The sequence below is a fragment of the Actinomadura rugatobispora genome, from assembly GCF_055379765.1.
This window is the reverse complement of sequence record NZ_AP029191.1, coordinates 16,991-30,793: the sequence shown is the minus strand read 5'-3', so window position 1 is coordinate 30,793 and position 13,803 is coordinate 16,991. Positions and strand designations below refer to the sequence as shown.

At 72.7% G+C, this 13,803-nt stretch carries 14 protein-coding genes; 13 read left to right on the top strand and 1 reads right to left on the bottom strand.

Annotation, left to right across the window (positions count from 1 at the left end):
• Positions 1-28: 28 nt before the first annotated feature.
• Positions 29-499 (bottom strand): MaoC family dehydratase, encoded by a 471-nt coding sequence (locus ACZ466_RS00140; protein WP_378286841.1) that lies wholly within the window; start codon positions 497-499, stop codon positions 29-31.
• Positions 500-702: 203 nt separating this feature from the next.
• Between ACZ466_RS00140 and ACZ466_RS00135 the strand changes: the two genes are divergently transcribed.
• The 13 genes from ACZ466_RS00135 to ACZ466_RS00075 all read left to right on the top strand — a co-directional run bounded on the left by ACZ466_RS00135 (position 703) and on the right by ACZ466_RS00075 (position 13,802).
• Positions 703-1,590 (top strand): branched-chain amino acid ABC transporter permease, encoded by an 888-nt coding sequence (locus tag ACZ466_RS00135; protein ID WP_378286842.1) that lies wholly within the window; start codon positions 703-705, stop codon positions 1,588-1,590.
• A gap of 25 nt (positions 1,591-1,615) precedes the next feature.
• Entirely contained in the window at positions 1,616-2,524 is a 909-nt protein-coding gene (locus tag ACZ466_RS00130) for a branched-chain amino acid ABC transporter permease (RefSeq protein WP_378286843.1), read from the top strand.
• The gene (locus ACZ466_RS00125; protein WP_378286844.1) at positions 2,521-3,384 is read left to right on the top strand and encodes an ABC transporter ATP-binding protein; all 864 of its coding nucleotides are present in this window, start codon (positions 2,521-2,523) and stop codon (positions 3,382-3,384) included. Before ACZ466_RS00130 ends, ACZ466_RS00125 begins: the two co-directional genes overlap by 4 nt.
• Positions 3,377-4,033: an ABC transporter ATP-binding protein gene (locus ACZ466_RS00120; protein WP_378286845.1), complete on the top strand. Its 657-nt coding sequence runs from the start codon at positions 3,377-3,379 to the stop codon at positions 4,031-4,033. The genes ACZ466_RS00125 and ACZ466_RS00120 overlap by 8 nt, the downstream gene beginning before the upstream one ends.
• 75 nt (positions 4,034-4,108) lie before the next feature.
• Positions 4,109-5,008 carry an SDR family NAD(P)-dependent oxidoreductase gene (locus tag ACZ466_RS00115; RefSeq protein ID WP_378286846.1) on the top strand — a complete coding sequence of 300 codons (900 nt, stop codon included), beginning with the start codon at positions 4,109-4,111 and terminating at the stop codon, positions 5,006-5,008.
• A 99-nt stretch (positions 5,009-5,107) separates the two neighbouring features.
• The gene (locus ACZ466_RS00110; RefSeq protein WP_378286848.1) at positions 5,108-6,370 is read left to right on the top strand and encodes an LLM class flavin-dependent oxidoreductase; all 1,263 of its coding nucleotides are present in this window, start codon (positions 5,108-5,110) and stop codon (positions 6,368-6,370) included.
• Positions 6,367-7,173, top strand: coding sequence for an alpha/beta fold hydrolase (locus tag ACZ466_RS00105; RefSeq protein ID WP_378286849.1), 807 nt, complete (start codon positions 6,367-6,369; stop codon positions 7,171-7,173). Before ACZ466_RS00110 ends, ACZ466_RS00105 begins: the two co-directional genes overlap by 4 nt.
• Before the next feature lie 2 nt (positions 7,174-7,175).
• Complete coding sequence (locus tag ACZ466_RS00100; protein WP_378286850.1) at positions 7,176-8,345, top strand: acyl-CoA dehydrogenase family protein; 1,170 nt, start codon at positions 7,176-7,178, stop codon at positions 8,343-8,345.
• Between the two features lie 13 nt (positions 8,346-8,358).
• Positions 8,359-9,201 (top strand): SDR family NAD(P)-dependent oxidoreductase, encoded by an 843-nt coding sequence (locus tag ACZ466_RS00095; RefSeq protein ID WP_378286851.1) that lies wholly within the window; start codon positions 8,359-8,361, stop codon positions 9,199-9,201.
• A complete protein-coding gene (locus ACZ466_RS00090) occupies positions 9,198-10,382 on the top strand; it encodes a thiolase family protein (protein WP_378286852.1) in 1,185 nt (394 codons plus the stop codon). Before ACZ466_RS00095 ends, ACZ466_RS00090 begins: the two co-directional genes overlap by 4 nt.
• Positions 10,379-11,356, top strand: coding sequence for an amidohydrolase family protein (locus tag ACZ466_RS00085; protein WP_378286853.1), 978 nt, complete (start codon positions 10,379-10,381; stop codon positions 11,354-11,356). The genes ACZ466_RS00090 and ACZ466_RS00085 overlap by 4 nt, the downstream gene beginning before the upstream one ends.
• The gene (locus ACZ466_RS00080) at positions 11,353-12,921 is read left to right on the top strand and encodes a class I adenylate-forming enzyme family protein (RefSeq protein ID WP_378286855.1); all 1,569 of its coding nucleotides are present in this window, start codon (positions 11,353-11,355) and stop codon (positions 12,919-12,921) included. Before ACZ466_RS00085 ends, ACZ466_RS00080 begins: the two co-directional genes overlap by 4 nt.
• Positions 12,918-13,802 carry an LLM class F420-dependent oxidoreductase gene (locus ACZ466_RS00075; protein ID WP_378286857.1) on the top strand — a complete coding sequence of 295 codons (885 nt, stop codon included), beginning with the start codon at positions 12,918-12,920 and terminating at the stop codon, positions 13,800-13,802. Before ACZ466_RS00080 ends, ACZ466_RS00075 begins: the two co-directional genes overlap by 4 nt.
• The last annotated feature ends 1 nt before the right edge of the window (position 13,803 follow it).

Here is a 13,803-nt window from a genome sequence, read left to right as displayed (position 1 = left end):
CCGGATCGATCCGGGTGAGGCCCGGGGGTCACTCGGCGGGGGAGAACATCACCAGCGCGGACCGGACGGCCCGGCACACCAGCGTCCCGTCCTGGTTGAGGCCGCGGTGCTCCAGGCTGACGATGCCCTGCCCGGGCCGCGACCGCGAGGGCCGCTTGGCGCCGATCTCGGTCTCGCAGTACAGCGTGTCGCCGATGAACACCGGTGCGGGGAAGGAGATCTCCCCGAAGCCGAGGTTGGCGATGGTGGTCTTCTGCGTCAGGTCGGGGACGCCGATGCCGCAGACGATGCCCAGCGTGAGCAGGCTGTTCACCAGGCGCTGGCCGAACTCCGACTCCGCGGAGCGGACGGCGTCCAGGTGAAGGGTCTGCGTGTTGAGCGTGAGGCTGCAGAACAGCAGGTTGTCCGCCTCGGTGATGGTGCGTCCGGGCTCGTGCTTGTACACGTCGCCGGTCACCATCTCGTCGAAGTAGCGCCCGCGGCGGGTGTGGACGGTCAATGCGTCTCCTTGTGATCTTTCCGGGGTGCCCGGTGCCGGGACCGGCCGATCGCGGTGGCGAGAGCGGCGCGGCGGCCGGGGGCCGCACCACCAACGTAAGCCCGGGAGAAGAATTAAAGCAAGTGCTTGATTTAATCCTTGACAGAGGCGTATTGCCTGGCTAGCGTCACTTTTCCGATCGAGCGCTTGATTCAGGGAGCGGCATGGAACTCTTCGCCCAGCAACTGGTGAACGGGGTGGCCCTCGGGTCGGTCTACGCCCTGTTCGCCGTGGGCTTCTCGCTGATCCTCGCGCGGATGGGGATCCTCAACGTCGCGCACGGCACGTTCGCCACCTGGGGCGCCCTGGCCGCCTACTGGCTCATCACCGAACTGGGCGCCGCCTTCTGGATCGCTGCGCTCGGCGGCGTCCTGTTCGGGGGCCTGCTGGGCGTGGCCGTGGACGCCCTGGTGTTCGACCCCCTGCGGAAGCGGTCCGCCGGCACGTTCGCCCCCATCATCGCGAGCATCGGCGCCTGGATCGTCCTGCTGGCGGTCGCCGAGGCCTACATCGGCTCCACCGCGAAGAGCTACCCGGCCGAGTCCGTGCCCGGCGGCCCGCTGCGCATCGCGGGCCTGGTCGTGCTGCCCGCCCACCTGATCAGCATCGTGACCCTGGTGATCGTCGTGACCGCGGTGCACCTGCTGCTGACCAGGACGCGGTTCGGCGCGGCGGCCCGGGCCGTGTCGGCCGATCCGCGCTCCGCCGCGATCGTCGGCGTCAACGCCCGGTGGATCCTGAGCGCGGTGGCCTTCATCGCCGCCGGCGTCGCCGCCGCGGCGGGCATCCTGGCGGCGCTCTCGGACAACAACGTGGCCTTCAACCTCGGTGAGGGCCTGCTGCTCAAGGGCTTCGCGGCCGTCGTGGTCGGCGGCTACGGCGACATCCGGGGCGCGGCGCTGTGCGGCGTCGCGATCGGGATCATCGAGGTCATCGCGTCCCAGTACATCTCCTCCGGGTTCCGCGACGCCATCACCTTCGGCGTCCTGCTCCTCATCCTCGTCGCGCGGCCCAAGGGCCTGTTCGGCGAGCGCCAGCTGGTCCGGGCATGACCCGCCCGACGGAAGGACACCTGCTGTGAGCACCACCGCGTGGCTGACCACGCTCCAGTTCGCCGGGGTCAACGCGCTGTTCGCCCTCGGCATCTACGCCTCGCTGTGGACGGGCGTGCTCAGCGTCGCCCCGATCTTCTTCGGCGCCGTCAGCGCCTTCACCTTCGGCTACCTCTCCACGACGGCGGGCCTGCCGCTGGTCCTGGGGCTGCTGCTGGGCATCGTGCTGGGCGGGCTGATGGGCGCGCTCGCGGCCGGCCTGGTCCTGCGCCTGGACGCCCACTACCTGGCCATGGCCACGATCGCGATGGTGCTGATCGGCCGCGTCCTGGTCCTCAACCTGGAGGACGTCACCGGCGGCGCGGCCGGGCAGGTCGTCCCCGGCGACCTGGGCACCTGGAGCTGGCTCATCGGCTCCCTGGCCGTCGCGGCCTGGGTGATGGCGCGGCTGGCCAAGTCCCGGTTCGGGCTGGCCGCCGACGCGGTCCGGCAGGACCCCGCGGTCGCGCAGACGCTCTGGATCCCGCCGCACCGGATCCAGTTCATCGGGATGGTGCTGTCGGGGATGCTGGGCGGCGCCGCCGGGGTGATGCAGGGGAGCTTCCTGCAGTTCATCGGGCCCGACACCTTCTACACGCACCTGGGCTTCGTCACCCTGGCGGCGGTCGTGCTCGGCGGGGCCTTCCACTGGGCCGGGCCGATCCTGGGCGCCGTCGTCTTCACCGTCCTGCCCGAGCTGCTGCGGGACGTCATGGGCGAGTACGACCAGGTCGCGACCGGGATCGTGCTCATCGCGATCATCATCTACATGCCGCGCGGGCTGGTAGACCCCCGCACGTTCCGGCGCCTGCGCCGGGGCAGGGGCGGATCGCCGCCGGAGACGGCCGGCCCCGGTGCGGGCCCGGCCCTGGCTAAGGAGGGGGCGGCGCGATGAGCGTTGCGCACGAGGCGGGCCCGGCCCCGGCGGAGGCGGGACGGTCCGACCTGGTCGTCATCGACCGGCTGACCAAGGGGTTCGGCGGGCTCACCGCCGTGGACGGCGTCAGCATCCGCGTCCCCGAGACGAGCATCTACGGCATCCTCGGGCCGAACGGCGCCGGCAAGACGACGGTGCTCAACATGATCAGCGGGTTCATCGCCCCGGACTCGGGCGACATCTCCGTCGCGGGCACCCGCATCACCGGCCTGGCGCCGTACCGCGTCGCCCGGCAGGGCATCGCCCGGACCTACCAGAACATCCGGCTGTTCCCCGGCATGACGGTGCTGGAGACGGTGATGGCCGGGGCGTACGGGCGGCGCTCGTCGAGCATCCTCGGCGCGATCCTGCTGAGCCCGGCGGAGCGGCGCGAGCGCCGCGCGACCGCGGAGCGGGCCGCCGAGCTGCTCGACCGCGTCGGCGTGCGCGGGAGGCACTCCGCGCTCGCCGAGACGCTGTCCTACGGCGACCAGCGCCGGGTGGAGATCGCCCGCGCGCTCGCCACCGACCCGCGGCTGCTGCTGCTCGACGAGCCGACCGCGGGGATGAACGACGCCGAGTCCGAGGAGGTCGGGCGGCTGCTGGTCGGGCTGCGGGACGCCGGGCTCACGCTGATCCTGATCGAGCACAACATGCGGCTGGTCGAGGAGTTCTGCCAGCGCGTGTCCGTCATGAACTCGGGGGCGCTCCTCGCCGAGGGGACGCCGACCTGGTGCCTGGACCAGGAGGACGTGAAGGAGGCCTACTTTGGCAAGCGATCCGACGCTGCACGTATCGCGACTCTGCGCCGCGCACGGCGCGGTCACGGCGGTGAATGAGGTCACCCTCCAGGTCGGGCGGGGACGGCTGGTCGCGCTCATCGGCTCCAACGGAGCGGGCAAGACGACCCTGCTCAACAGCATCGCGGGCCTGCACAAGCCGAAGTCCGGCAAGGTCACCGTGACCGGCCGCGACATCACCGGGTGGGCCGCGCACCGCGCCGTCCGGGCCGGGGTCGCGCTGGTCGCGGAGGGGCGGCGGGTGGCGCCGTCGCTGACGGTCGCGGAGAACCTGTCGCTGGCGGCCTACAGCCGGCGCGGGAAGAAGGCCGAGCTGGACGAGCGGCTGGCCCGCGTCTTCGAGCTGTTCCCCCGGCTCGCGGAGCGGCGGCGGCAGGACGCCGGGATGCTCAGCGGCGGCGAGCAGCAGATGCTCGCCTTCGGGCGGGCCCTGATGACCGGGCCCGACGTGCTGCTGCTGGACGAGCCGTCCATGGGCCTGGCGCCGTCGATCGTGGACGTGATGTTCGAGACCATCTCGACCCTGCACGCCGGCGGCGCCACGATCCTGCTCGTCGAGCAGAACGCCGAGCTGGCGCTGGCCGTCAGCGACGAGGTGTACGTCCTGCAGCGCGGCCGCATCGTGGCCGAGGGCGCCCCGGAGGAGATGCGCGGGCGCACCGAGGTCATGACCGCGCTGTTCGGCTGAGCGCCGCCGCCCCCCATCGACCGGCCCGGCCCCGCGCACCGGGGCCGGGCCGACCAACCCCCACATGGAGAACGCATGAGTGACATCAGGCTCGACGGCCGCGTGGCGATCGTGACCGGCGCCGGCCGCGGGCTGGGGCGTGAGCACGCCCTGCTCCTGGCCGCGCGCGGCGCGAGCGTGGTGGTGAACGACGTCGGCGGCGCCCTGGACGGCGACGGCCGGGAGTCCTCGCCCGCCGAGGAGGTGGTGGCCGAGATCCGGAAGGCGGGCGGCACCGCCGTCGCGAACGGCACCGACGTCAGCACGCCCGAGAGCGCGGCGGAGATCGTCGAGCAGGCGGTCGCGGAGTTCGGGCGGCTGGACGTCCTGGTGAACAACGCCGGCATCCTCCGGGACCGGAGCATGGCCAAGATCACCCCCGCCGAGGTCGACCGGGTGCTCCAGGTCCACCTGGGCGGCACCATCTGGATGTCGAAGGCGGCCTGGCCGGTGTTCACCGCGCAGCGGCACGGCCGGATCATCAACACCACCTCGGCGGCGGGGCTGTTCGGCAACTTCGGGCAGACCAACTACGCCGCCGCCAAGGCCGGGATCGTCGGCGTCACCAAGTCGCTCGCGCTGGAGGGCGCCCGGTACGGCGTCGCCGTGAACGCGATCGAGCCGGGCGCCCGGACGCGGATGACCGAGGACCTGCTGGGCGACCTGGCCGGCAGCCTCTCTCCCGCGCTGGTCGCGCCGCTGGTGCTGTGGCTGGCGGCGGACGAGTGCGAGGCCACCGGCGAGGTCTACAACGTGGGCGGCGGGCGCGTGGCGCGCGTGCTGGTGGCGCAGACGCCGGGCCTGTTCTCGCGGGACATCACCCCCGAGGAGATCCGCGACAACTGGGACCGGGTCAACGACCTGGACACCGCCCGCGTCCTCCTGGACTTCACGCAGGAGCTGGAGCTGCTCAAACAGCAGATCGCCGACGTCTGACCTGGTCAGTGCCCAGTTGTAGAGCGCCCGCTTGAATAAATCAAGCATTTGCTTTAATCTCGGGCTACGACCCCGCCCGCCACGATCGAGGACTGGTCGATGAAGTTCACCTATTTCCACCTGATGCCCTACGACGGGCTTCCCGAGGACTTCACGGAGAAGCACCGGAGCGTCTGGGTCGACATCGACCCGGGGCTGATGGACGTCCAGCGCATCCACCACCTGTACAACGACTACCTGGACGAGCTGGAGTACGCGGCGCGCATGGGCTTCGACGCCGTCGGCGTCAACGAGCACCACAGCAACGCCTACGGCCTGATGTGCAGCCCGAACATGATGGCGGCGACCCTCGCCCGGCGCACCGCCGGCATGGACGCCAAGCTCCTGGTGATGGGCGACGCCGTCCCGCTGTACAACCCGCCGATCCGCATCGCCGAGGAACTGGCGATGCTCGACGTCATCAGCGGCGGCCGGCTCATCACCGGCTTCCCCCTCGGGTCCAGCCAGGACACCAACTACGCCTACGGCATCCCGCCTGGAACGGTCCGCAGCCGCTACTACGAGGGCTTCGAGCTGATCCTCAAGGCGTGGCAGTCGCAGGAGGTGTTCGCGCACAACGGGCGCTTCACCAAGCTCCGCTACGTCAACCCGTGGCCCAAGCCCCTCCAGAAGCCGCACCCGCCGATCTGGGTGCCCGGCTCCGGCTCGCTGGAGACCATGGACTTCGCCATCCGGCGCGAGTTCCCCTTCTTCTTCCTCTCCTACTTCGGCACCGAGTTCTCCTCCGCCATGCTGCGGCGGTTCTGGGAGCGGGCCGAGGCCGCCGGCGTCGACGACAACCCCTACCGGGTCGGCATGTTCCAGCCGGTGCTGGTCGCCGACACCGACGAGGAGGCCGAGCGCCTCTACGCCGACCACGTCAAGTACTTCTACCGGCGCTGCACCCACACCTACCCGGGGTTCGCCGAGGCCCCCGGGTACAAGTCGGTGCGCTCGCTCAAGGAGGTGCTGCCGCCGCCCGGGGCCAAGAGCGCGAGCCGTCCCGACAGCTTCCGCGCGGCCCGGGAGTACGAGTGGGACGACTTCGTCCGGCTCGGCATCGTCATCGCCGGCAGCCCCGACACGGTGCGGGAGAAGCTCGAGCACCTCTCGACCACCCAGCGCATCGGCAACTGGATCGCCCTCATGCACATCGGCGACATGCCGCGCGAGAAGGCTATGCACAACATCGAGCTGTTCGCGACGAAGGTCAAGCCGCGCCTGAGCCACGTGTTCGCCGACTACGAGCACAAGTGGTGGCCCCAGCCCATCGAGGGCTTCACGCCCGCGTCCGTCGCGCCCGTCCAGGAGTTCACCCGATGACCGAGAACCACACGCTCGCCGGCCCGCACGGTGACGGGCGGATCGTCGTCCAGGAGGAGGGCGACCCGAGCGCGCCCGTGCTGGTCTTCCTGCACAGCGAGTTCGGCGCCTACGACCCGCTGCCGCTGTCGGAGGCCGTCCTGGCGTCCCGCCGGGTGCTGCAGGTCCACCTGCCCGGCTGGGGGGTGTCGACCTGCGACCGCCCGTTCGGCTCGCTCGCGGAGATGAGCCTCGCGCTGTGGTGGGCGCTGGACGCCCTCGGCGTCGGCCGGGTCAGCCTGTTCGGCCACGGCATCGGCGGCACCGTCGCCGCCGAGATGGCCGCGGGCCAGCCCCAGCGGGTGCGGGCGGCGACGCTGGTCGCGCCGTTCGGGATGTTCGACGAGGAGAACCCCGGCGCGGACGTCTTCGGCCTGCTGCCCCGCGACCTGGTGCCCTCCGTCTACGCCGACCCCCGGGGCGAGGTGCACGCCGCGCACTTCCCGCCGCCCGCCGACGCCCACGAGGTCGGGCTGGCGACGATCCGGCGCGTGCAGGTGCTCGGCGAGGCCAGCAACTACCTGTTCCCGATCCCCGACACCGGGATCGCCGCCCGCCTCTACCGGCTCGCGGGCGTCCCGGTCCAGCTGCTGTGGGGCGGCCTCGACGGGGTCGTCCCGCCGGAGCTGGAGAAGCTCTGGGTGGAGCACCTGCCGCACGCCGAGAGCACGGTGCTCGACGGCGTCTCCCACATGGCGCCGTACGAGACGCCCGAGGTGTCCGCCGCGATGCTCGACTTCCAGGCACGGGCCGGCGTGGAATGAGCGTGTTCGAGCTGCGGGATCCGGACCACGAGCTGATCGCCCGTGCCGTCCGCGACCGGATCCGCCGGTTCGACGACGACTACTGGCTGGAGTGCGACCGCGACCACCGCTTCCCCTGGGAGTTCTTCTCCGAGCTGGCGGCCGACGGCTGGGTCGGGGTCGCGATCCCCGAGGAGTACGGCGGCGGCGGGCGCGGCGTCACCGAGGCCGCGATCCTGCTGCGCGAGGTGGCGGCCTCGGGCGCGGCGATGAACGGCTGCACGGCCCTGCACATGAACGTGTTCGGCCTCCAGCCGGTCATCAAGTACGGCAACGACCGGCTCAAACAGGCGTTCCTCCCGCGCGCCGCGGTGGGGGACCTGCACGTGGCGTTCGCCGTCACCGAGCCCGACGCGGGCACCGACACCTCCCGGATCAAGACCCGGGCGGTCCGCGACGGCGACGGCTGGCGGATCTCCGGGCAGAAGATCTGGACCAGCAAGGCGAAGGAGTCGAGCGTCGCGCTGATGCTCGCCCGCACCGCCCCCGCGCCCGCCGAGGAGGCGCGGCGGTTCGACGGCCTGAGCCTGTTCCTGATCGATCTCGACCCCGAGCACGTCGACATCCGGCCCATCCCCAAGGCGGGGCGCAACGCGGTCGCGACGTGCGAGACGTTCTACGACGACCTCCCGGTCGAGGGCTGGCGGCTGGTCGGCGAGGAGGGCAGGGGGTTCCGGCACATCCTGTCCGGGCTCAACCCCGAGCGGATCCTGATCGCCGCCGAGGCGGTCGGCATCGGCATCGCGGCCCTGAACCGGGCCACCGGGTACGCGAAGGTGCGGCACGTCTTCGACCGCCCGATCGGCGCGAACCAGGCGCTCAGCCACCCGCTCGCCGACGCCTACGCCCGCCTGCAGGCCGCCTGGGAGATGACGCTGATCGCCGCGCGCAGGTACGACGCCGGCGAGCCCTGCGGCGCGGAGGCCAACACCGCCAAGTACCTGGCGGCGGACGCGGGCTACCAGGCCGCCGACCGCGCCGTCCAGACCCACGGCGGCGTCGGCTACGCGCAGGAGTACCACGTCGAGCGGTACTGGCGGGAGTCGCGCATCATGCGCCTCGCCCCGGTGAGCCAGGAGATGTCGCTGAACTTCATCGCCCAGCAGGTGCTCGGCCTGCCGCGCAGCTACTGACCGGAGGACAACGGTGAGACGACTCGAAGGGCGCGTCGCGTACGTGCTGGGCGGCGGCAGCGACGGCCCGGCGCGTCCCGGCGAGCCCCTCGCGATGGGCAACGGCCGCGCCATCGCGCTGCGGCTGGCGGCCGAGGGCGCCTGCGTGGTCGTGGGCGACAAGGTGCTCGACCGGGCCCGCCTCACGGTCGAGCACCTGGACGGCGAGGGCCTGGCGGTGGAGGTCGACGCGGCCGACCCCGAGTCCTGCCGGGCGGCCGTCGAGCGCGCCCGCGGGCTGCGCGGGCGGCTCGACGTGGTCGTGTGCAACGTCGGCGTCTCCGGGCGGGAGCCGCTGCGGGCGCAGTCGCTGGACGACTGGGAGTTCGCGGACGCGGTCAACGTCCGGGGGCACTGGGTCACCGCCCAGGCGGCGCTGGAGCCGATGCTCCAGCGCGGTTCGGGCAGCTTCGTGTTCGTCGGGTCGACGGCCGGCGTGCGCAGCAGCCGCCGGTCGCTGTCCTACGAGGCGACCAAGGCCGCGCAGCTCGCCGTCATGCGGCACGTCGCGGTCCGGTACGCCGCCCGCGGCATCCGCTCCAACGCCGTGGTGCTCGGCAACATCGACTCGGCCCTGGTGCGGCGCGAGTTCGGATCCGGCGGCGGCGACGCGCGGGGCGCGATCGTCCCGATGCGCCGGGAGGGCCGGCCGGAGGAGGTGGCGGCGGCCGTCGCCTTCCTGGCCGGGGACGACGCGAGCTACGTCACCGGGCACAGCCTGGTGGTCGACGGCGGTGTGAGCGCGGCCTGGCCGAGCCCGCCCGCCCCGGCCCCGGCTCCGGACCCGGTTCCGCAACGAGGGGAAGGGACGTCATGAACGGCACGGTCGTCATCAGCGGCGTGGGGATGAGCAGCTTCGGCAGGTTCCTCGACACGTCCATGAAGGACCTCGGGCGCACCGCCGTCGAGGCCGCGCTCGCCGACGCCGGGATCGAGGTGCCCGACGTCCAGGCGATGTTCTTCTCCAACGCGCTCGCCGGGCTGATCACCGGGCAGGAGTGCATCCGCGGCGAGGTCGTCGGGTACGGCCTCGGCCTGGCCGGCATCCCGATCCACAACGTCGAGAACGCGTGCGCGTCGGCCGGCAACGCCCTCCACCTCGCGTGGATGGCCGTCGCCTCCGGGATGTACGAGACGGTGCTGGCCCTCGGCGTGGAGAAGGCCAACCACGAGGACCGGCAGCGGATGTTCAGCGCCTACGCGGCCGGGGCGGACGTCGAGGAGAGTTTCGCCGTCGGCGACGGCGCCGGCCAGGACCGCAGCCCCTTCGTCGACCGGCAGGCCCGGCTCGCCGCCGCGCTGTTCGAGGAGCGCGGCGTCACCGCCGAGGCGCTGGCCAGGGTCGCGTCCCGGTCGCTGCAGGCCGCCGCGCTGAACCCCCGCGCGCACCGCCGGTTCGGGGCGACCCCCGAGGACGTCCTCAAGGCCCGGGTCGTGGTCGACCCGCTGACCGTCCTGATGAGCTCGCCGGTCAGCGACGGCGCGGCGGCGGCGGTCGTCACCAGCCGCCCGGAGGCGGTGTCGGCCGCGCGGTCGGTCCGCATCCTGGGGTCCCGGATGGCGACCCGCCCGCCGAAGGACCTCCCGGACGCGCCGAACGCCGTGGAGGCGTCGGCGCGCGCCGCCTACGAGCACGCGGGCCTCGGCCCCGCCGACATGGACTTCGCCGAAGTCCACGACGCCTCGGTGGCCTACGAGTTCATGGCCTGGACCGACACCGGCCTGTGCGAGCCCGGCGACGAGCAGCGCTGGGCCATGGAGGGCGTCACCGAGGGCGGCGGCGCGATGCCGGTGAACAGCTCGGGCGGCCTGGTCGGCCGCGGCCACGCCGTCGGCGCCAGCGGCCTCGCGCAGATCCACGACTCCGTCGCCCAGATCCGGGGCGAGGCCGGGCCGCTGCAGCTGGAGCGCGCCGACACCGCCCTGGTGCAGATCGGCGGCGGCGTGGTCGACTGGCTGACCGCCGCGTCCGCCGTCCACATCCTGGGGCGGTCGTGACGGCGCCCGCGGAGCTCGTCATCGACGGGCACATGCACGTGTGGGACGCCGGCTGGCTCCCCGAGGGGCTGCGCCGCGCCTGGGCGCGGCAGGCCGCCGGGCGGCGGCACCCCGAACGCGACCCGGAGGAGATCGTCGGACGGGTCGCGGTGGGGGAGAGCGACCCGGACGCGCGCCTGACGTACGCGGCGTTCGACCGCGCGGGCGTCGCGGCGGGCGTCGTCCCCGTCGTGGACTGGACGATCGTCGGCCGTCCCGCCGGCGAGCACCTGCCCGTCGCGGACCTGAACGCCCGCTACGAGGAGCTGTCGGCCGCCAGCGCGGGACGGCTGTTCTACTGCGGCGGCCTCGACCCCCGCCACCCCGACGCGCGCGAGCTGTTCGAGCGCATCGTCGCGCAGCCCGGCTGCCGCGGGCTCAAGCTGTACCCGGCGGCCGGCTGGGACCTGCGCGACCCGGCCCACTCCTGGCTGTTCGAGGAGCTGGTCGAGCGGAACCTCCCGGCCGTGATCCACACCAGCCCGCTCGGCGGCGACCCGCTCCAGGTCATCCGGTGCCGCCCGGCCGAAGTGGGCGCCCTCATGGCCGTCCACCCCACCCTCACGGTGGTCTTCGCCCACGCGGGCCTGGACGCCTGGTGGGCCGAGGCCCTGGACTGCGCGAGCGGCTGGCAGCGCGGCTACCTTGAACTGTCACTCTGGCAGCGGGTGGCGTTCGAGGACTACGCCGAGTTCCGGGACCGGGTCGGGCGGATGCGGCGGCAGGTGGGAGCCCACCGCATCGTCTTCGGCTCCGACATCATCCGGGGGCCGCGTTCCGACCCGGACGGAACGGAACTGGTGCGGTGGGTCGAACTCGCCCGGGGGCTCGCCGAGCCGTACCGGGGCGACCGGCCCGTGTTCGCGCGGGAGGAGCTCGACCTCTTCCTGGCCCACAACGCCGTACGGCTGTTCGACCTCAAGGAGTACGCATGAGCGAGACACTCGGCGAGCTGTTCGCCAAGGCGGGTCGGCGCTTCGCCGGGAACGTCGCCGTCACGGCGCACGGCGAGCGGCAGACCCACGACGAGGTCGTGGCCCGGGGCTGGCGGCTCGCGCACGCGCTGCGGGCGCGGGGCGTGGAGCCGGGCGCCCACGTGGCCGCGCTGCTGGGGCCGCGCGTGGAATCGCTCAGCGTCTACGTCGGGCTGGCGCTGGGCGGCTACACCGCCGTCCACGTCAACGACCGGCTGACCCCGCCCGAGATCGACTACGTGATGCGCGACTCCGGCGCCGTCGCGCTCGTCCACACCGGCGGCGCGAGCGAGGCGGCGGCGCGGCTGGAGACGACCGGCGGCCTGCTCGCCTGGTTCACCGTGGACGGCGAGCCGCCGCGGGGCGCCGAGTCCCTCGCGGACGCCACCGCCGGGCACGACGCCGCGCCGTTCCCTGTCGAGGCGGGGCCGGAGGACACCGCGCTGATCGGCTACACCAGCGGGACGACCGGCTTCCCCAAGGGCGTCCTGGTCTCGCACCGGGCCGTGGTCAACTGCGTCAAGCTGGTCCCGTACGCCTACCGGTTCCCGCTCCAGGGGCACGCGGCCTTCCCCGGCGGCTGGTCCTTTGTCTCCGGGCTGTGGGGGGTGATCTTCCCGCACTTCTACACGGGCGGGACGGTCGCGTTCATCCCCGGCGCCACCCCCGAGGAGTGGGCCCGGACGATGGTCGACAACGGGTCCACGTTCACGCTGGGCCTCACCCCGCTGCTGCCCGGCCTGCTCCAGGCGCTCCGCGCCCACCCCGAGATCCTGGAGACCCTCCAGTCGGTGCTGCACTCCGGCGGCCCGCTGCCGCCCGAGCTGGCCGAGGAGTCGGTCGGCGTCTTCGGCGACCGGCTGGTGGAGACCTGGGGGATGACCGAGGTGGTCGGGCCGATCACCATCACCAACCGCACCGACTACACCGGCCGCGGCCGCGCCGAGGCGATCTTCGAGTCGGTGGGGCGCCCGCTGCCCACGGCGTCGGTGCGGGTCGTCGACGGCGAGGGCCGGACGCTGCCGCCCGGCGAGGTCGGCGAGCTGGTCATCGCCGCCGACACCATGTTCTCCGGCTACCACGGGAACCCGGAGAAGACGGCCGAGGTGTTCCGCGACGGCGAGTACCACACCGGCGACCTCGGCTACAGCGACGAGGCTGGCTACCTGTACCTGACCGGGCGCTCCAAGGAGCTGATCGTCAGCGGCGGCGCGAACGTGTACCCGGCCGAGGTGGAACGGGTCCTGGTGATGATGGACGGCGTCGCCGACGCGGCGGTGTTCGGCCTCCCGGACGAGCGGTGGGGCGAGGCGGTGTCGGCCGCCGTCCAGCCGGTGCCGGGCGCCGGGCCGACCGAGGAGGAGGTCAAGGGCTTCGCCCGGGAGCGGCTCGCCGGCTACAAGAAGCCGGTCAACGTCTTCTTCGTGGACGAGCTCCCGCGCAACGCCTCCATGAAGATCATGAAGCATGTGCTCGTGGAGCGTTTCGGCGAGGCGGGCGGCACCGACGAAGGGACCACGTCGTGAAACTCGGGATCAGCGAGATCTTCAGCGGGATCGGGCACCGGGACGGCTCCTGGTCCGTCGACGCGGCCCAGCTCATCGAGGGGCTCGGCTACAACTCGGTCTGGATGCCCGAGCACGTGGTGTTCTTTCCGGCCTACTCGTCCGAGTACCCCTACGAGCGGGGTGGCCGGGACGAGGTGCACGCCGTCCGGGGCGTCCTGGACCCGCTCGTCACCGCCGCGGCCGTCGCCACCGCCACCACCCGGATCCGCATCGGCACGTACGTGCTGGTCGTGCCGCAGCGCAACCCGGTGGTGACGGCCAAGCAGATCGCGAGCATCGACCAGCTCAGCGGCGGCCGGTTCCAGCTCGGCGCCGGCGTGGGCTGGTCCGAGCAGGAGTACCGTGCGCTCGACACCCCGTTCGAGCGCCGCGGCGAGCGGATGAACGAGTACCTCGCCGCCATGCGGACCCTGTGGTCGCCGGACGAGGTCGTGGAGTACCACGGCGAGTTCGTCGACTTCGAGCCGCTCTACTGCTTCCCCAAGCCCCGGCAGGCCCGCCTCCCGATCATCGTCGGCGGCAACAGCCGCGCCGCGCTGCGCCGCATCGTGGCCTACGGGGACGGCTGGGCCGGATACAGCCGCACCCACGACGACATCCAGCGGTTCGTGGACGAGCTGGCCACCGAGCTGGAGCGGGCGGGCCGCAGCCTCGACGAGGTGTCGATCAAGGTGGGGCGGCGCAGCAAGGGCACCACCGAGAAGGACTGGGAGGACGACCGGGCCTACATCGAGCGCTGCGCCGAGATCGGCGTCGACGAGGTCGTGGTGTCGCCCCGCATCGCCGACGAGGACTACGAGCGCCGGATGCGCCGCTACGCCGAGATCGTCGGCGTCTGAG

Excerpts from the sequence above, each read along its gene's own strand:
- ACZ466_RS00110 (WP_378286848.1), top strand. The coding sequence starts at position 5,108 with ATGAAGTTCACCTATTTCCACCTGATGCCCTACGACGGGCTTCCCGAG.
- ACZ466_RS00135 (WP_378286842.1), top strand. The coding sequence starts at position 703 with ATGGAACTCTTCGCCCAGCAACTGGTGAACGGGGTGGCCCTCGGGTCG.
- ACZ466_RS00090 (WP_378286852.1), top strand. The coding sequence starts at position 9,198 with ATGAACGGCACGGTCGTCATCAGCGGCGTGGGGATGAGCAGCTTCGGC.
- ACZ466_RS00125 (WP_378286844.1), top strand. The coding sequence starts at position 2,521 with ATGAGCGTTGCGCACGAGGCGGGCCCGGCCCCGGCGGAGGCGGGACGG.
- ACZ466_RS00080 (WP_378286855.1), top strand. The coding sequence starts at position 11,353 with ATGAGCGAGACACTCGGCGAGCTGTTCGCCAAGGCGGGTCGGCGCTTC.
- ACZ466_RS00115 (WP_378286846.1), top strand. The coding sequence starts at position 4,109 with ATGAGTGACATCAGGCTCGACGGCCGCGTGGCGATCGTGACCGGCGCC.
- ACZ466_RS00105 (WP_378286849.1), top strand. The coding sequence starts at position 6,367 with ATGACCGAGAACCACACGCTCGCCGGCCCGCACGGTGACGGGCGGATC.